Genomic DNA, 16408 nt, shown 5'->3' with positions numbered 1-16408 from the left:
GCCGACCTCCGCCGCTTCGCTGGAATTTTGCAGCAGCACGCAGACCAGCCCATGCTCCTCACTTTGGTTTAGGATGGGACCCTAGAGGTCTCGCTGTTGGTCTCCTCGGGCAGGTTCGAAGCGCGTCGCGGCATGCGAATGCCAGGCGGACGCGTCGCCCTCACCCGCGCCACCTCCCTCGTCGCCCCGCTCGTCCTTTGCCTCGTCGTTGGCGCCTGCGTGCGCCCCCCCCTCGCCGACGACTGCCCCGCGCTCGCCGAGGGCGACCTCGTGATCAGCGAGCTCCGCGGCGCCCAGAGCGGCAGCTACCGCCAGTGGATCGAGCTCTACAACCCCACCGACGCGGCCATCCCGGCCCGCGGCCTGCGCCTCGAATTCACCCAGCTCGACGGCACCAGCCCCGTCTCCTTCGTCGTCCGCGACGAGGACCTGACGATCGAGCCCGGCGACTACCTCGTCGTCGGCGGCGGCCCGCCCGACGAGTTCCCCTACATCGACTACGACTACACCCCCGACTTCCACTCGAGCACCAACGTCGACAACCCGCGCGACCTCTACGGCGCAGCCACCCTCGACCTCGTCAGCTGCGACGTCGTCCTCGACCACCTCATCTACATGGGCCTGCCCAGCGAGGGCACCCTCTCGCTCGACGGCAGCGCCCCGCCGGACGCCGCCAGCAACGATGACAGCCGCGAGGGCTGGTGCGCCAACACCAGCCCCGGCGACGGCCCACAGACCGGCATCGGCCTCAACGGCACCCCGGGGGAGGCGAACCCGCCGTGCCCCTGAACCTCCGCTACCGTCATTCGTGGCGCCATTCGTGGCGCCATTCGCTGGGCCACTCATTGGGCGCCCTCGGCCTGGTCCTCGGCTTCGCCCTGCTCCAGCCCGCCTGCGCCCAGCCGATCCAGCGCTACGACCGGACCAACGTGCTCGCCGGCCTCGAGCGCGAGGAGGTCGGCCTCCACCTCGGCCACTTCCCGCTGACCAAGGTCATCGACGGCGACACGATCCGCGTCGACGGCCTCGACGCCAGCATGCGCCTCCTCGGCCTCGACACCGAGGAAACATTTAAGCGCAAGTCCGAGTGGCGAGACTTCGACAAGGGCTGGGAGCGCTACCTCGCCGACGCCCAGGCCAAGACCTCCCACCCGGTCAAGATCCCCACACCCATGGGCGAGGAGGCCAAGAAGTACGCCGTCAAGTTCTTCCAGGGCGTCCGCTTCGTCGAGCTCGAGCGCGACCACCCGAAGGAGATCCGCGACTTCTACAACCGCTACCTGACCTACGTCTTCGTCGAGAAGGACGGCAAGCGCCTCAACTACAACATCGAGTGCGTCCGCGCCGGCATGAGCCCCTACTTCACCAAGTACGGCATCTCCCGCCGCTTCCACAACGAGTTCATCGCCGCCCAGGACGAGGCCCGCAAGGCCCAGCGCGGCATCTGGGACCCCACGAAGCAACACTACCCCGACTACGACCGCCGCCTCGCCTGGTGGAACCGCCGCGGCGAGTACGTGCAGGCCTTCGAGCGCGACTCCGACGGCAAGAAGGACTGGGTCGTCCTCACCCACTGGGACGCGATGGACCGCATCCAGGGCCTGCTCGGCCGCGAGGTCGTGGTCCTCGGCGCCGTCGGTGACATCCGCCCGAGCAAGACCGGCGGACCTACCAAGGTGATGCTCAGCCGCCGCCGCAGCGGCAGCTTCCCGCTCATCTTCTTCGACAAGCAGGTCCTCGCCGAGTCCCACGTCGAGGCGGCCAAGGGCGAGTTCATCCGCGCCCGCGGCGTCGTCGCCAAGTACCGCAACAAGTACACCAACCGCGACGAGTACCAGATCCTCGTCACGATCCCGGCCCAGGTCGAGATCGAGGTGCTCTCGCCGACCGCCGCCAGCACCCCGCCCGCCGCCTCACCCGCGAGCCCCGACGTCGCCCCGGCCCCGATCGCCGAGCCCCCGGTCGCGCCCGAGCTGCCCGGCGAACCACCACCAGGTCCACCGCTCGAACCACTCCCGGTCGCCCCCACAGCGACCGCCTCGCCACCCTCGCCACCATAACCCTTAGGCACCCCGCGCTTCACGGACGAACGCAGCCGACCCCCGAGAGCCCTCATGCACCGCGCCAACCTCCTCCGCGTCGTCCCGTTCCTCCTCGCCGCCTCCCTCGCGGCCGCCTGCAACAACGACACCGGCGTCGACACCGAGGGCGACACCGTCGGCGACTGCACGGCCAAGCTGTCCAGGGGCGACCTCATCATCACCGAGATCATGCCCGACCCCGCCGGCGCCGATGACAACAGCTTCGAGTGGTTCGAGGTCTACAACCCCAGCGACACCCCCGTCGCGCTCAGCGACCTCGGCCTCGAGTACAGCAAGGTCGACGGCACCAGCGCCAAGGGCCACCTGATCAAGGACGAGGCGCTCAGCATCGGCCCGGGCCAGTACTTCGTGTTCGGCAAGGCCGCCCAGGACACCCGCCCCGAGCACATCGACTACGGCTACGCCGCCGACCTCGGCAGCTTCGGCAACAGCGACGGCAAGCTCCGCGTCGTCTGCGGCGACGTCGTCGTCGACGAGGCCCTCTACCAGGACCCCGCCGACGGCTACAGCCGCAGCCTCGGCAAGAAGCCCCCCGACGCCGTCGACAACGACGACCTCGCCAACTGGTGCCTCGCCACCGAGGTCTACAGCGGCGAGGACTACGGCACCCCCGGCGCCGAGAACCCCGACTGCGCCCTGCCCGTGCCCGCCTGCGGCGCGTGCTACGACAACGACCTCCTGCGCCCGGTCCACGCCCCGATGCCCGGCCAGATCATCATCACCGAGGTGATGCCGAACGCCAAGCTCACCGACGCCACAGCCGGCGAGTGGTTCGAGGTCTACGTCACCGCCGGCGACGTCGACCTCAACTGCCTGCAGTTCGGCGGCAACACCAGCAAGTTCCTGGCCGACCCGAGCAAGCCCGAGAAGGTGCTGATGGAGGCGCAGTGCATCAACGCCAGCGCCGGCACCTACGTCGTCTTCGCCGAGCACGTCGAGTGGCAGAAGGCCAACTTCGAGGCGAAGATCACCCTCGTCGACAGCCCCTCCGCGTCGAACCCGACCCCCGGCGTCTACATCGCCTACGACGGCCAGATCATCGACGAGGTCCACTACACCAAGACCAGCGACGGCGCCGCCTGGAGCCTCGATCCGGACAGCCTCACCGCCACCGGCAACGACGACCCGATCAACTGGTGCCTCGCCACCACCCCCTTCGACGAGGGCGACCTCGGCAGCCCCGGCGACGAGAACCCGCAGTGCCCCGTCGCCGCCAAGGACGGCACCTGCATCGACGGCGACGTCCCGCGCGACATCCACTACGCCGCCCCCGGCGACCTGCTCGTCACCGAGGTCTTCACCGACCCGATGCTCGGCGACAGCGCCGAGGCCGAGTGGATCGAGCTCCTGGTCGGCGCCGACATCGACCTCAACGGCCTCACCTTCGGCAAGACCCTCGAGTCGCCCTACGCCACCGTCGCCGACCCGAGCTGCGTCCCGATCGCCGCCGGCAGCTACGTGCTCATCGCCCACAGCGCCGACGCGGCGCTCAACGGCGGCCTCCCGGCCCCCGACTGGGTCGACAAGATCTCGCTCACCAACGACAACTCCACCCTCGTCGTCGGCGTCGACAACAAGCTCGCCATGACCCAGACCGAGCTCGACGCCGTCAGCTGGGCCAACACCGCCGACGGCAAGTCGCGCCAGCTCCCGCTCGATCTGCTCCCCGTCGCCGCCCCCTTCGACGTCGCCATCAACGACGACCCGACCCAGTGGTGCGACGGCCCCGCGCCCTTCGGCCTCGGCGACTTCGGCACCCCGAAGGCCGAGAACCTCGGCTGCGGCGACATCCCCCCGCCCGACGACCAGTGCAGCGACCCGGACACTCAACAACTGCGGCCGATCGTCCACCCGTCGGCCGGCGACCTGCTCATCACCGAGCTCCACCCCGACCCCGACGCCCTGCTCAAGAGCGGCGGCGCCGGTGAACCCACCGGCGAGTGGTTCGAGCTCTACGCCGCCACCAGCTTCGACCTCAACGGCCTCGACCTCGGCAACACCTTCCCCACCGTCAAGCACACCGTCACCAGCGCGACCTGCATCCCCGTCGCCGCCGACAGCTACGTCCTCCTCTCCAGCCTCGGCAAACCACCCGACCCGCCGAACCCCAACGACCTCGGCGGCAACGGCGGCCTGCCCACGCCCGACTACGAGTACGCCGGCCTCAGCCTCACCAACTCCGGCGGCGGCCTGTTCGTCTCCCTGCAAGACACCCAGCTCGACACCGTCACCTACACCAAGGCCAGCGTCGGCAAGGCCCACCAGCTCGGCACCGCCGCCAGCTGCATCACCGCCGCCCCGCTCGACACCGCCTGCAATGACGACTTCGTCACCAACTGGTGCCCCGCCAGCAGCCCCTACGGCCTCGGCGACAGCGGCACCCCGAAGGCCGAGAACATCGCCTGCGGCGGCGGCAACGTCGACCCGATGTGCTTCGATCAGGGCCTCATGGCCATGCGCCTGGTCGTCTCGCCCAAGCCCGGCGACCTCGTGATCAACGAGTACCTCGCCGACCCCACGATCGTCACCGACGCCAACGGCGAGTGGTTCGAGCTCAAGTTCCTCGCCGACGTCGACCTCAACGACCTCAAGATCCTCAACAAGGCCAACGTCGACATGGCCACCCTCGCCGCCGCCAAGCCGACCCTCGTCAGCGCCGACTGCCTGCCGGCCAGCAGCGGCAGCGTCCAGCTGTTCGCCCACAACGCCGACCCGCTGGTCAACGGCAACCTCCCGCCGGTCGACCACGTCGTCAGCACCAGCCTCGGCAACGCCAGCGGCGGCATCTCGATCGGCAAGGCCGATGTCCTGCTCCACACGGTCGGCTGGACCGTCCTGCAGAAGCCCGGCAAGTCGTCCCTCCTCGACCCCGACGGCCTCGCAGATCCGATGAACATCAGCGCCGACGGCCCGCCCTGGTGCGTCGCCGTCGACGCCGGCACCCCGAAGCAGGAGAACCCGCAATGTCCGTGACCCGCCCCGGCGATCTGTATCCGCTGCTCGCCCTCCTGCTGCCCGCCTGCGACCTGAGCGGCGCCGGCGGCCCCCAGCCTGACCCGCAGAACCTGTGCGGCCCGACCACGGCGATCGTCGCCTCCGTCATCGACGGCGACACCATCGTCCTCGATAGCGGCCAGAAGGTCCGTTACCTGATGATCGACACCCCCGAGATCACCCAGGGCAAGCACGACTGCTACGGCGAGGAGGCCCGCAAGTACAACGAGGACCTCGTGCTCGGCCAGGAGGTCACGCTCACCTACGACGAGGAGTGCAAGGACACCTACGGCCGCCTGCTCGCCTACGTCGAGGCCCCCGACGGCGAGCTCAACACCCTGCTCGTCGAGCGCGGCTTCGCCTGCGTGCTCATCATCCCGCCCAACGGCAGCGATCGCGAGGCCGAGTTCATGAGCCTCGAGCTCGAGGCCCGCCAGAAGCACGCCGGCCTGTGGGGCGTGTGCGCGGGAGAAGTGACCTGTGACTGAATCAGCGGCACAGCCGCGGCCGCTCGGGATCTGCAGGGTACGGGTAGCTGCCGGCGTACCCGTCCTCGAGCAGGCGCCGGTTCACGTCGTCCCCGGCGCAGCGCACGAAGGCGAGGCGGCGATCGTACTTGTCGCGGTCGTCGCCCAGCAGCTCGACCGACGAACCCTCGGGACAGATCTCCCGCGCCCTCGCCGTCGCCGCCTTGCCGCAGCGCAGCACCGTCGCGTAGGGCAGCTGCCACAGCTCCGCCTGCCATTGCGCCCGCGTCCGCGAGTTGTCGTCGAAGCCCGACTCCGGGGTGTCGATCGCCAGCAGCCGCACGACCTCCCGCGGGCCTGAGCCGCACACCACAAACGCCGTGTCGCCGTCCTCCCAGCGCTCGAGCACGCAGCCCTCCGGGCGACCCGTCGCCAGCGGATCGAAGCTCGCCGGGGCCGGCACGTCCGCCGGCCGACAGCCGAGCAGCCCTGCGAGGCTAGCGAGGCTAGCGAGGCCCGCGAGCAACCCCGCCTTCCCTGGTCGCCAGATCGTCGCTTCACACATCCGCGAGCAGCATCGCCGCTCACCTCCGCGCTGGCAAGACCACGCGCGTTTGGGCACACTGGCCGCGCTGCGATCGGAGCGCGCCGCCCCCCTCCGATCGATCGTCCGCTGAGCGCCATGCCCGTCCGCCACGCGCCACGCCGAGCGAACCACCTGTCCGCAAGGACATGTGCGCAAGCATCCGCTCCGCGCCGCGGCCTGCTCGCCATCGCGGCGATCACCGCCGCGGCGCTGATCTCCACCCTCGCCCCGGCCACCGCCCGCGCCGCCGAGTACGAGACCTTCGTCGACATCGACGACGAGGACGACCTGGTCGAGCTCAACGCCGCCGGCGACATCTCGGCCGAGACCTTCGACACCCTCGTCGAGCTGCTGCGCCGCGGCGTCGACCTCAACAAGGCCCCGCGCGAGGATCTCTTCACCCTGCCGAACCTCAGCTACGCCGAGGTCGACGCCCTCCTGCGCTTCCGGACCGAGGTCGGCTTCATCACCGACCCGGCGATGCTGGTCAAGGCCGGGGTGATCGACGCCGACACCCTCAAGTCGATCGCCGCCTTCATCTACATCGTCGAGCCCGGCCGCCGCTACGCGGCCACCTCCGGCAAGATCCGCCTGCGCGCCGCCACCACCGTCGGCGACAAGCGCGTCCCGGCGATGGTCCTCGACGGCCAGCTGAGCACCCTGCGCCACCTCAGCCTCGGCGTCGCCGGCGTGCTCCTGCGTGACCGCGTCAGCGACGTCCGCTACGACCCCAGCCGCAACGCGCTGTCGGCCGAGGCCCCGCGCGTGCAGCCGGTGCTGCCCAAGTTCTTCGCCCAGTGGGACACCGACCGCTGGGCGATCCTCGCCGGCACCTACCGCGCCGGCTTCGGCCAGCGCCTCACCTTCGACAACACCCGCAACTACACCCCCAACGGCTTCTACCGCGACCTCACGATCTACCCCCGGCCCGTCCGCCTCAACGCCCTGTGCAACGAGGGCGCCGGCGAGCTGTCGCAGAGCCCCTGCCAGGATGACGTCGACCACAAGAGCTACGGCACCCCCGACTTTCGCTGGCAGGAGACCCTGCAGGGCATGGCCGTCGGCCTCAAGCGCCTGGACGCCGGCATCGGCTGGCTGCAGGCCTACGCCTTCATGTCGGTCAAGGCCAAGACCGTCTACCAGTACCAGCTCTACGACCCCGCGATCTGCGAGGACCCGCGCAACGACACCGACGTCCGCTGCAACTCCCCCGACGTCTACAAGCGCCAGCCCGACCTGCTCGCGCCCACCTCCGAGTTCGCCTACCAGAAGCTCCCGCGGATGTACCGCGACACCACCGCGGGCGGCAACATCAGCTACTTCTTCAACCGCCGCAGCTGGGTGGGCGTCACCGGCTACGGCACCGACGTCACCTGGCAGACCGGCGGCAAGCCGCTCGGCTTCCAGGAGTCCGCGCGCGTCCCCTTCGGCGGTCCCTTCGGCGCCGTCGGCGTCAACGCGTCGTGGGGCAAACGCTGGAGCGACCTCGGCATCGAGGTGTCGCGCAGCTTCGACTCGATGCTCAAGGCCAGCGGCAGCGACAAGACCGACCCGCGTGGCGGCGGCGGGTACGCGGCGATCATGCGCCACACGGCCGCGTGGGGTCGCCACGAGATCGAGACCATCGTCCGCTACTACGACCGCAACTTCGCCAACCCGTACGCCCGCCCGCTCGCTGGCCCAGATGTCTACGAGGGCCAGCGCGCGCGCGACGAGGCCGGCTTCCGCGTCCGCTACATCGGCCGTCCGACCAAGAAGACCTTCGTCAATAGCTTCGTCAATTTCTGGGTCGCTCCCTCGACGCGCACTCCAGCGATCTTCGTGCGCCTGCGCGTCGATCACCAGGTCACCCGCTGGTGGACCCCCGGCGTGTGGTTCGAGGGCCGGGACAAGAACGTCGGCAGCAACGGCCCCCTCTACTGCTACGGCGGCGACGTCGGCCTCGCCGACGGCATCGACGCGAGCGACGGCGCCGAAGGGGACCCCGACATCGTGGTCGACTACGCCAACGTCGAAACACCGGCCAACCGCTGCCGCGGCGAGAGCGTCAAGTACAACATCCAGTCGGCCTTCTTCCCCCACCGCCGCGTCAAGCTGGTGCCCCGCTTCCAGCACCGCTTCATCGGCGACCCCAAGTCCAACAGCGTCGACAACCTCAACCAGTACAACCCGGAGGACCCCGACGCCCCCGTCGGCAAGTCGCGCACCGGCTACCGCCAGGACATCTCGGCCTGGCTCACGATCACCACCCGCCCGATCGACCCGCTGCGCGTGCGCGCCCGACTGCGCTACCAGAACTTCGCTATCGACGACAACGCCTACCTCGAGCAGAGCCTGTGGTCGTTTATCGACGTCGGCTACCTCATCAAGAAGACCTTCCTGATCCAGGCCCGCTACGATCTCTACGTCTGGCTCGACAAGCGCATGAGCACCCTGGCCCGCATCCCCTCGCCCGAGCACCGGCTGATGCTCACCCTCGAGTCCCGCTTCTAGGACCCGCGAAACAGCACGTCCCACAGGTTGTCGGCCGCCGAGGCGACCGTGCCGACCCACGGCTCCGACCCCGAATCGGCCTCACGCGGCGGCGGCGGGACCTGTCGCCGCTCCTGCTCGCGGCGAAACTGCTCGGCCAGCGCCGGCCCGCCGAGCTGGACGAAGGCCTCGATCGCCTGCAGCTCGCCCGGGTCGAGCAGCACCCCGGGGCGCCCGCACTCGTCGATCACCACGCCGCTGATCGTCCCGAAGTTGCGGCGCCGCATCACCTGCCCGCAGCGCGGACAGTCGCGGTACTTCACCAGGCCCTCGGGCGTGTTCACCTCGCGCATGCGATCGCGCAGCTCCGCCATCGTCGGCGGGGGCGCCCCGGGAGGCGGCGCATGCTCGGCCACCAGCGCCTCGAGCTCCCCGACGTCCAGCCAGATCGCCCCGCACGCGAGGCACTGATCGATCTCCACGCCCTGGCCCGCGCCGACCGTGCCCATCTCACCAGCGCAGCGCGGACACACCGGCGCTCGCGCCCTGCCTGGCGGCGGCCGAGCCCCCTCGTCCGCGGCGCCGACCGCCGGCACCTCATCGAGCAACCCCGCCAGCGCGCGAGCGATCCGCTCGACCCGCGCCCGCGCCTCCGGTGTCACCTGTCGTCGCATCGCCGCCAGCATATCGCAGCCCAGGCGTGATATCTCCGGCGCATGACCCCGGCTCCTCCGCGTGTCTTTCACCGGATCTGCGTGTTCTGCGGGTCCGCCCACGGCAACGACCCGATCTACACCGCGGCCGCCCGCGCCCTCGGCCGCGAACTCGCCGAACGCGGCATCGAGATCGTCTACGGCGGCGGTCGCGTCGGGCTCATGGGCGAGCTCGCCGACGCCGCCCTGGCCGCCGGCGGCCGCGTCCTCGGCGTGATCCCGCAGCGCCTGCGCGACCTCGAGGTCGCCCACAGCGGCCTGCACGAGCTGTTCGTCGTCGACACCATGCACGCCCGCAAGGCGATGATGGCCCACCTCTCCGACGCCTTCATCGCCCTGCCCGGCGGCTTCGGCACGCTCGAGGAGCTGTTCGAGGTCGTGACCTGGTGTCAGATCGGCTACCACCAAAAACCGGTCGGGATCCTCGACGTCGCCGGTTACTACGCCCCGCTGCTCCGCTTCCTCGACCACGCCGAGGCCAGCGGCTTCATCCGCGACATCTACCGCCCGATCTTGCAGCACGCCGACGATCTCGAGGCCCTGCTCGCGCAGCTGGCCGCGGTCGCGCTGCCCCGCTTCGTCGCCCCGCCGCCGCCGGTCTGACGGCCCCACGCGAGACCCATGCCGACCCCACCGACCTGGACCGTCACCGGCCTCCTCAACTACTTCCAGGAGGTCCACGCCGCCGAGGACCGCCGCTTCGCCTTCATCCTCGGCGCCGGCGCATCGTTCGACTCCGGCATCCCGATGGCCGGCCAGCTCGTCGATCGCTGGCTGCAGGAGCTGCACGCCCGCGAGGACCACGAGCGCCGCCCGCTGCCCGCGTGGGCCACCGCCGCCAACCTCGACATCGATGGCTTCGCGTACCCGCGCGCCGTCGAGTTCTACTCGCAGGTGTTCGCCCGCCGCTTCGCCGACCAGCCCGACGAGGGCTACGCCTACCTCGAGCGCATCCTCCACGGCCGCGACCCCAGCTTCGGCTACTCGGTGCTCGCCCAGGTCCTGGCCAACACCCGCCACCGCGTGGTGATCACCACCAACTTCGACAACCTCGTCGCCGACGCCCTGGCGATCTACACCGACAAGCTGCCCTTCGTGTGCGGCCACGAGTCGCTGGCCGGCTTCGTGCGCATCAACCCGCGCCGCCCGCTGGTGATCAAGGTCCACCGCGACCTCCTGCTCGCCCCCAAGAACCGCGTCGAGGAGCTGGCCGCCCTGCCGGAGGCGCTGGTCCAGTCGCTGCGCGACCTCCTGCGCAGCTACACGCCGATCGTGATCGGCTACGGCGGCAACGACGGCAGCCTCATGGGCCTGCTGCGCGACACCCTGCAGCCCGGCGACATCCCCGGCGGCATCTACTGGTGCTACTGGGCCGGCGGCGGCCTGCCCGGCCCGGAGATCCAGGACGTCCTCCGCCGCCACCGCGGCAAGCTGGTCCCGATCCAGGGCTTCGACGAGCTCATGCTGCAGCTCGGCGAGCGCCTCGGCTATCAGCGCATGGACCAGCGCATCGAGCAACGCGCCGGCGAGCGCGCGCGTGCGTACCGCGAGAGCTTCGAGCAGCTGCACCGCCGCGTGTTCCCGCGGCCCGTCGAGCTCGCGGCAGTCCTCGAGGAGGAGGCGATCGCCAGCGAGGCCGCCCCGCAGGGCGAGGCCCTCGTCGCGTTCGCAACGAGCCCCGCACCCGCGCTCGAGCGCCTGAGGTCACCCGAGCGCGTGGAGACCCCACCCGCGACGAGCCCGACCCGCGGACCCTCCGCGGCGCAACCTGCCCCGCCCGCGACGAGCCCGACCCGCGGACCCTCCGCGGCGAGCTCCGCCGCTCCGAGCCCCGCGACGCCAAGCCCGCCCCCCGTAGCCCCCCGCATGGAGCCCGTCACCCGGAGCGGCCGCGGCCTCCCGCTCGGACCTGTCCTTTCAGCCAGGCCCGCGGCCCGCGACCTCGCCCCGCCCGAGCCGATCCGCGACGCCCCGCCCGCGCAGCCGGCCCCCCCCCCCCGCCCCCCCCCCCCCTCTTCTCGGGCGGGCCGTTCCCCGCCCCCTCCCTCGCCCCCCCGCTGCTGCAGCAGTCGATGCAGGTGCTCGTGCCCGACGCCCCCGCAGCTCACGACTGGTGGACCCTCAAGCTGAACATCGAGCGCCTGACGAAGCGCAGCGAGCGGATCGCCGCCTTCCGCGAGACCGTCGCCCGCTACCCCGACCAGCCCGAGCTGCTGCTCAGCTTCGGCCGCGAGCTCGCCCTCGCCAACGCGAGCGGCGAGGCGCGAGCCATCTACCGCACGCTCGAGGGTCTCACCCCCGACGACGTCCAGCTGCACATCGACCTCGCCATCCTGTACCTCCGCTGGGGCACCCGAGCGCCCGTGGGTCCGTGCCTGCAGCAGGCCTGGCGCCTCGCCGTCGCGCAGCAGGCCGACGCCGCGACCATCGCCGCGATCGCCTTCCTCGCCGGCGTGCTGTGGCGCCTCCGTGACGGCGACGACACCGCGGCGCTGCGCGTGCTCCACGGCCTGCTGCCGGTCACGGCCACGCCGCTGATCCCGCTCAGCGATTCGCTCGTGCGATCGATCGCCCACCTCGACCACCCAGGCCAGCAGCTCTACCTGCGCCTCCTACACTCCCTGCGCGGCGCCCCGACCCCCCCGAGCCTCGACGTCATCGATCGCTGGCGCGAGCTCAGCCCGCTCGCCCCCGAGGCTGCCTGGCCCAACGGACCTGTCCCCGCGGACAGCTCCGTCCCGACCTGATCCGACTGTTCACCTGGCCCAACGGACCTGTCCCCGCGGACAGCTCCGTTCCGACCTGATCCAACCGCTAGCCCAACCGCTAGTCCGACATGTTGGCCGGCGGCTTGTCCTCTTCCTTGTCGTCCTTGTCCTTGTCGGCCAGCTCGGGCATGACCGCCGGCGGCGTACGCGGAGCCGTGACCGCCGGCGTGCTCGGCTTCGCAGGCGGGGTCGGGTCGGCCCGGTTCTCCTTCGGCGTCGACGAGGCCAGCGTGAAGTCTGGCTCGCCGAGGATCACCTGCTTGGCCTTGAAGCGGTACGCGTTGAAGATGTCGACGCTGCCGTAGATCGTGCTGCACATCTGCACCCGCGGCTGGCCCTCGAGCGGCGCCTTGGTCTCCGGGTCGATGAGGCGGGTCGCCAGCCAGGCGTCGACCTGCTGGCAGTAGGCAGGATCTCCGCCGTCGCACAGCGCCTTGCTCAGGTTGGCGCAGGGCTCACCGCAGGCCGACAGGGCGCTGGCCGTGAGCGCGGCGAGGAGGGCGTGGAGTGGGCGCATCGCGAGCAGACGCTAGACCAACGGCGCGGCCGCGGTCAACGGGCAAGCGCTTCGCCCCAGGCGCATCAATAGCGCGGGACCTGCGGGTCGACCTCGACAGACCACGCCTCGATGCCGCCGCGGAGGTTGGCGACCCGCGTGAAGCCCTGGTCGAGGAAGTACTCCGCGGCCTGCTGGCTGCGGCCGCCGTGGTGGCAGTGAAACACCAGCGGGGTGTCGCGCGGCAGGCCGAGGATCTGGTCGCGGACCGCCGGGTCGAGCAGCGTCGAACCGGCGATCCTGGCGATCTCGCGCTCCTGCGGCGAGCGCACGTCATACAGGTGCAGCTCGCCAACCGCCATTTGGGCCGCCATGCGGGCCGCCAGCTCGGTCGGCCCGATCTGTTGCACCGTCGGCGGCGCGTTGGGGTTCTCGATCTTGAAGCCCGCCTGCCCGCCCTGCTCGACGTAGTCGAACGACAGCCCGTCGGCCCGGCCCGCGCTCATGCGGTCGAGCACGAAGCGCAGGCCCGCGACCTCGACCTGCACGTCGCCCGGGCGCGCCGACTCGACCCCGAGGTCGTGCTCGAAGCGCGAGCTGATGCTCAGGCGGATCGCGTCATCGGGGCCCGCGTCGGCGGTGGCCTCGCGAAACACCTCCGCCGCCCGCGCGCTGACCGTGATGCGCGGCGGCGTGATCTCCTTGCGCGCCACCCCCAGCACGCCCTCGAGCTCGCCGGAGCCGTGCATCTCGCGGACGATGTCGGCTCCGCCGACGAACTCGCCGCGCACGTACAGCTGCGGGATCGTCGGCCACGCCGACAGCTCCTTGATGCCGTCGCGGATCTCCGGGTCCGCCAGCACGTCGACCGTGCGGTAGCTCGGCACCAGCTCGTCGAGCACCTGCACCACCGACGCCGAGAAGCCGCACTGCGGGCGCGCGCGCGTGCCCTTCATGAACAGCACGACCTCGTCGGCGGCGATCAGGGCTTGCAGACGCGTGCGCAGATCCTCGGTCAGCGGCATCCGGGCAGTGTACGTGAGCACGCTGCGGACCTCCCGCGGGGGCCTCCACAGGACATGTGCGGGACCTCGCGCCGCGCCGCGCTGCCCCGCTGCTACGCTGGCGCCGTGACGCTGCGCCCCGGACTGTGTGTGGTCGCGTGCCTGGCCGCGTGTTTCATCGTCGGCGCGTGTACCAGCGACGACCTGTTCGCCGACGCCTCGACGAGCAGCAGCAGCAGCGAGACGACCGCCACGCCGACCACCACGACCGCCGACCCGAGCACCTCGAGCAGCGGCGACCCGAGCACCAGCGAGCCCGGCTCGAGCAGCAGCGCCAGCACCGGCGAGCCGCCCCCGGAGAAGACCTGCAGCGACGTCCTGGATTGCCTGCCGATGTGCCTCGCCGACCCCGACCTGGCCGGCTGCCTCGGCATGTGCGCCAACGGCCTGCCGCCCGACCAGGCGGCCAACGCGATCGGCCTCGGCCTGTGCATCGGCATGGGTTGCTTCGAGTCGGGCGCGTGCAGCATCGACACGCTACAAGACCCGCTGTGCCTCGCGTGCATCGGCTTCGGCCTGGTCAACCAGACGGCGCCGGGCTGCGAGGACCAGGCCGAGGCGTGCAAGAACGGCTGAGCGAGCCGCCCCGCAGGGCCTGAAGTTCAGCGCCACCTTCGTCACCAGGACTTGTCGCCTGCGCCTCGCTTTGGCATAGACTGCCGCCCGTGGCGACCTCCGAGGCGATCACCAACGGGATCCGCGTCCGCGTGGTGTCCCAATACCTCCCTGATCACGCGGCCTCCGAGCCACACGAGCGGCAGTGGTTCTTCACCTACACCGTCCGCATCACCAACGACGGCCTCGACACGGTCCAGCTGATCAGCCGCCACTGGATCATCACCGACGCCAACGGCCACGAAGAAGAGGTGCGCGGCCCCGGGGTGGTCGGCGCCCAGCCGACTCTCGCCCCCGGCGAGTCCTTCGAGTACACCTCGGGCTGTCCGCTGCGCACATCCTTCGGCACGATGCGCGGCAGCTATCAGATGGTCAGCGACGACGGCCAGGAGTTCGACGCAGAGATCGCCCCGTTCGCGCTCAACGTGCCTTACGCGGTCAACTGACCCGACCACCTGGGCCGTGGGCTTCCCGGGCCCGCACGCCTGGTCTATCGTCGGTCATGGCCTGTCCGCGTCTCCACGTCCTCCTCGCGCTCACCGTCCTCGCCGCCTGCAGCGCGGGCGACAACAGCGACGGCACCGACGTGGTCTCGGTCAGCGCCACCCTCGGCGACAGCACCAGCGCCGCGAGCACCACCACCCCTACCACCGGCGAGCCAGGCAGCACCAGCGGCGACGAGAGCTCCGGCGGTCCGGCCAGCACCAGCACCACCGCCACCCCTACCACCGGCGAGCCAGGCAGCACCAGCAGCAGCGACGAGACGGGACCGATCTGCGACCCCGGCATGCCCAACTGCGTCTGCGACAACGGCAGCTGCGTCGAGGGCTACGTGTGCCAAAACGACGTCTGCGGCGTCGGCCTCGCGTGCCCGGACGACGTCGAACCGCCGGTCGACGGCGAGGCCACCCCGGTCGAGCTCGGCGACATCACCGACAACGACGACGACTTCTTCGAGGAGATGGGCGTGCTGTCCGGCATCGGCGACGCCGACTGGTACCACCTCCACGGCGCCGACACCCTCGGCTACGTCGCCGAGGCGACCTTCACCCTCGTCAGCGGCAGCCAGCGGCACTGCCTGTTCCTCGAGTGCGACGACGGCGGCGTGGCGCTGACCAAGGTCAACTGCCCGGGCGGCAGCGACTTCGCCATCTCACCCGCGCTGCGCCCCGGCTGCTGCAGCGCCGAGTCGTTCCAGATCAAGGACCTCGACTGCCCCGGCAACGACGAGAGCCTCCAGATGTGGCTGCGCGTCGACAAGCCGGCCGCCGACGTGTGCTCGCCCTACGGCTTCAAGCTGCACTTCTGAGCCGCGTCAGGCCGCGAACACGTCGGCGAAGCCGAGCGGCCCCGCCACTGCCCCGCGCGTCGCGGACCAGCGCAGCCCCGCGAGCATCAGCTCCGGGTGCAGCACGCCGTCGCCGCCGAGCACCGGGTTCGGCGAGAACAGCAGCACCCGCCCGTCGCCGTACGCGCTGGCCACGATCGCCGGCGTGCCCGGCATCTCGCCCGGACCTGTCCCTTTGGCCAGGCTGTAAATCTCGCCGACGTAGCTCGCCAGCGACTGGTACGGCGCCAGCCCCTCGGTGGGCACGGGCGTGAAGATCGGACCGTTGGCGTAGAACAGCTTGAAGCGCGGCCGGCCGACAGCCTCGACCTCGAGCCCGGCGATGCCGCGCTGCCACGCGTCGCCGGTGAGGTTGCGTCCGGCCACCAGGCGCAGCTTGTGAAACTCGTCCTCGCCCTGCAGCGCGAGATAGGCCCCGGCGCACACGCCCACGTAGCCGCCGCCGCCGCGCACGAAGTCCTTGACCGCCTGCTTGCCGGCGTCGCCGAGCGCACGCCCCTGCGCCGTGCCGCTGCCGCCCATGAACACCGCGACGTCCTGCTCCGCCAGCCCCCCGCGCGAGACCTCGGTCGGGGTCAGCACCGTGCAGCGAAACCCGGCGCTGCGCTCGAGCAGGGCCTTCTCCGCCGCGAAGGCCACCGGGTGCACGCCCGCGGCCTGGTACAGCCCGACTCGCAGCGGCCCGGCCGCGCGAGCGCTGCGCGGCAACGCGAGCCCCAGCGCCCCGAGAGCCAGCCCGCCGAGCAGTGTGCGCCGCCGCATCGACGCACTGTGCCACGCCGC

16 protein-coding genes are annotated in these 16408 nt (G+C 71.1%); 11 read left to right on the top strand and 5 right to left on the bottom strand.

The window, feature by feature from the left end; translation table 11 throughout:
- Window positions 1-132 precede the first annotated feature (132 nt).
- The 4 genes from IPJ59_RS25600 to IPJ59_RS25585 are packed head-to-tail and all read left to right on the top strand — an operon-like array spanning window position 133 to window position 5584.
- The gene (locus IPJ59_RS25600; protein WP_293273694.1) at window positions 133-789 is read left to right on the top strand and encodes a lamin tail domain-containing protein; all 657 of its coding nucleotides are present in this window, start codon (window positions 133-135) and stop codon (window positions 787-789) included.
- On the top strand, window positions 780-2060 hold the full coding sequence (locus IPJ59_RS25595; protein ID WP_293273693.1) for a thermonuclease family protein: 1281 nt from the start codon (window positions 780-782) through the stop codon (window positions 2058-2060). Before IPJ59_RS25600 ends, IPJ59_RS25595 begins: the two co-directional genes overlap by 10 nt.
- Before the next feature lie 54 nt (window positions 2061-2114).
- Window positions 2115-5075, top strand: coding sequence for a lamin tail domain-containing protein (locus tag IPJ59_RS25590; RefSeq protein WP_293273692.1), 2961 nt, complete (start codon window positions 2115-2117; stop codon window positions 5073-5075).
- Window positions 5066-5584 carry a thermonuclease family protein gene (locus IPJ59_RS25585; RefSeq protein ID WP_293273691.1) on the top strand — a complete coding sequence of 173 codons (519 nt, stop codon included), beginning with the start codon at window positions 5066-5068 and terminating at the stop codon, window positions 5582-5584. Before IPJ59_RS25590 ends, IPJ59_RS25585 begins: the two co-directional genes overlap by 10 nt.
- Before the next feature lies 1 nt (window position 5585).
- On the opposite strand, the gene IPJ59_RS25580 is transcribed toward IPJ59_RS25585, so the two are convergent.
- Window positions 5586-6128: a thermonuclease family protein gene (locus IPJ59_RS25580; protein ID WP_293262849.1), complete on the bottom strand. Its 543-nt coding sequence runs from the start codon at window positions 6126-6128 to the stop codon at window positions 5586-5588.
- Between the two features lie 117 nt (window positions 6129-6245).
- Here IPJ59_RS25580 and IPJ59_RS25575 point away from each other — a divergent pair, with 117 nt between their 5' ends.
- Entirely contained in the window at window positions 6246-8642 is a 2397-nt protein-coding gene (locus tag IPJ59_RS25575; protein WP_293273690.1) for a helix-hairpin-helix domain-containing protein, read from the top strand.
- Here the strand turns inward: IPJ59_RS25575 and IPJ59_RS25570 are convergent.
- Window positions 8639-9295 carry a zf-TFIIB domain-containing protein gene (locus IPJ59_RS25570; RefSeq protein WP_293273689.1) on the bottom strand — a complete coding sequence of 219 codons (657 nt, stop codon included), beginning with the start codon at window positions 9293-9295 and terminating at the stop codon, window positions 8639-8641. The genes IPJ59_RS25575 and IPJ59_RS25570 overlap by 4 nt on opposite strands.
- A gap of 42 nt (window positions 9296-9337) precedes the next feature.
- Here IPJ59_RS25570 and IPJ59_RS25565 point away from each other — a divergent pair, with 42 nt between their 5' ends.
- Genes IPJ59_RS25565 through IPJ59_RS25555 form a run of 3 tightly spaced genes read left to right on the top strand, consistent with a single transcriptional unit; the run spans window position 9338 to window position 12081 of the window.
- Window positions 9338-9937 carry an LOG family protein gene (locus IPJ59_RS25565; protein ID WP_293262858.1) on the top strand — a complete coding sequence of 200 codons (600 nt, stop codon included), beginning with the start codon at window positions 9338-9340 and terminating at the stop codon, window positions 9935-9937.
- 18 nt (window positions 9938-9955) lie between these two features.
- The gene (locus IPJ59_RS25560) at window positions 9956-11464 is read left to right on the top strand and encodes an SIR2 family protein (RefSeq protein ID WP_293273688.1); all 1509 of its coding nucleotides are present in this window, start codon (window positions 9956-9958) and stop codon (window positions 11462-11464) included.
- Window positions 11407-12081, top strand: a complete 675-nt coding sequence (locus IPJ59_RS25555; protein WP_293273687.1) for a tetratricopeptide repeat protein — start codon at window positions 11407-11409, stop codon at window positions 12079-12081. The genes IPJ59_RS25560 and IPJ59_RS25555 overlap by 58 nt, the downstream gene beginning before the upstream one ends.
- A gap of 79 nt (window positions 12082-12160) precedes the next feature.
- Here the strand turns inward: IPJ59_RS25555 and IPJ59_RS25550 are convergent, their stop codons facing one another.
- Together IPJ59_RS25550 and grxD are read right to left on the bottom strand one after the other, a co-directional pair.
- The gene (locus IPJ59_RS25550; RefSeq protein ID WP_293273686.1) at window positions 12161-12619 is read right to left on the bottom strand and encodes a hypothetical protein; all 459 of its coding nucleotides are present in this window, start codon (window positions 12617-12619) and stop codon (window positions 12161-12163) included.
- Between the two features lie 65 nt (window positions 12620-12684).
- Window positions 12685-13623 (bottom strand): Grx4 family monothiol glutaredoxin, encoded by a 939-nt coding sequence (gene grxD / locus IPJ59_RS25545; protein ID WP_293262867.1) that lies wholly within the window; start codon window positions 13621-13623, stop codon window positions 12685-12687.
- Between the two features lie 105 nt (window positions 13624-13728).
- On the opposite strand from grxD, the gene IPJ59_RS25540 reads away from it, so the two are divergent.
- The 3 genes from IPJ59_RS25540 (at window position 13729) to IPJ59_RS25530 (ending at window position 15586) form a co-directional block, all read left to right on the top strand.
- Window positions 13729-14238, top strand: a complete 510-nt coding sequence (locus IPJ59_RS25540; protein WP_293262870.1) for a hypothetical protein — start codon at window positions 13729-13731, stop codon at window positions 14236-14238.
- 89 nt (window positions 14239-14327) lie between these two features.
- The gene (gene apaG / locus IPJ59_RS25535) at window positions 14328-14723 is read left to right on the top strand and encodes a Co2+/Mg2+ efflux protein ApaG (RefSeq protein ID WP_293262873.1); all 396 of its coding nucleotides are present in this window, start codon (window positions 14328-14330) and stop codon (window positions 14721-14723) included.
- A gap of 56 nt (window positions 14724-14779) precedes the next feature.
- The gene (locus IPJ59_RS25530; protein ID WP_293273685.1) at window positions 14780-15586 is read left to right on the top strand and encodes a hypothetical protein; all 807 of its coding nucleotides are present in this window, start codon (window positions 14780-14782) and stop codon (window positions 15584-15586) included.
- 6 nt (window positions 15587-15592) lie between these two features.
- On the opposite strand, the gene IPJ59_RS25525 is transcribed toward IPJ59_RS25530, so the two are convergent.
- Complete coding sequence (locus tag IPJ59_RS25525) at window positions 15593-16387, bottom strand: BPL-N domain-containing protein (RefSeq protein WP_293273684.1); 795 nt, start codon at window positions 16385-16387, stop codon at window positions 15593-15595.
- Between the last annotated feature and the right edge of the window lie 21 nt (window positions 16388-16408).

Source organism: Nannocystis sp. (assembly GCF_016714285.1).
Lineage (GTDB): Bacteria > Myxococcota_A > Polyangia > Nannocystales > Nannocystaceae > Nannocystis.
Note: the sequence above shows the minus strand (reverse complement) of the source record. Positions and strands in the feature narration are given on the sequence as shown.

Bases quoted from the DNA above. Each gene is read 5' to 3' on its own strand.
- IPJ59_RS25600 (WP_293273694.1), top strand. From the start codon at position 133: ATGCGAATGCCAGGCGGACGCGTCGCCCTCACCCGCGCCACCTCCCTC.
- IPJ59_RS25590 (WP_293273692.1), top strand. From the start codon at position 2,115: ATGCACCGCGCCAACCTCCTCCGCGTCGTCCCGTTCCTCCTCGCCGCC.
- IPJ59_RS25585 (WP_293273691.1), top strand. From the start codon at position 5,066: ATGTCCGTGACCCGCCCCGGCGATCTGTATCCGCTGCTCGCCCTCCTG.
- IPJ59_RS25580 (WP_293262849.1), bottom strand. From the start codon at position 6,128: ATGTGTGAAGCGACGATCTGGCGACCAGGGAAGGCGGGGTTGCTCGCG.
- IPJ59_RS25575 (WP_293273690.1), top strand. From the start codon at position 6,246: ATGCCCGTCCGCCACGCGCCACGCCGAGCGAACCACCTGTCCGCAAGG.
- IPJ59_RS25570 (WP_293273689.1), bottom strand. From the start codon at position 9,295: ATGCGACGACAGGTGACACCGGAGGCGCGGGCGCGGGTCGAGCGGATC.
- IPJ59_RS25565 (WP_293262858.1), top strand. From the start codon at position 9,338: ATGACCCCGGCTCCTCCGCGTGTCTTTCACCGGATCTGCGTGTTCTGC.
- IPJ59_RS25560 (WP_293273688.1), top strand. From the start codon at position 9,956: ATGCCGACCCCACCGACCTGGACCGTCACCGGCCTCCTCAACTACTTC.
- IPJ59_RS25555 (WP_293273687.1), top strand. From the start codon at position 11,407: ATGCAGGTGCTCGTGCCCGACGCCCCCGCAGCTCACGACTGGTGGACC.
- IPJ59_RS25550 (WP_293273686.1), bottom strand. From the start codon at position 12,619: ATGCGCCCACTCCACGCCCTCCTCGCCGCGCTCACGGCCAGCGCCCTG.
- grxD (WP_293262867.1), bottom strand. From the start codon at position 13,623: ATGCCGCTGACCGAGGATCTGCGCACGCGTCTGCAAGCCCTGATCGCC.
- IPJ59_RS25530 (WP_293273685.1), top strand. From the start codon at position 14,780: ATGGCCTGTCCGCGTCTCCACGTCCTCCTCGCGCTCACCGTCCTCGCC.
- IPJ59_RS25525 (WP_293273684.1), bottom strand. From the start codon at position 16,387: ATGCGGCGGCGCACACTGCTCGGCGGGCTGGCTCTCGGGGCGCTGGGG.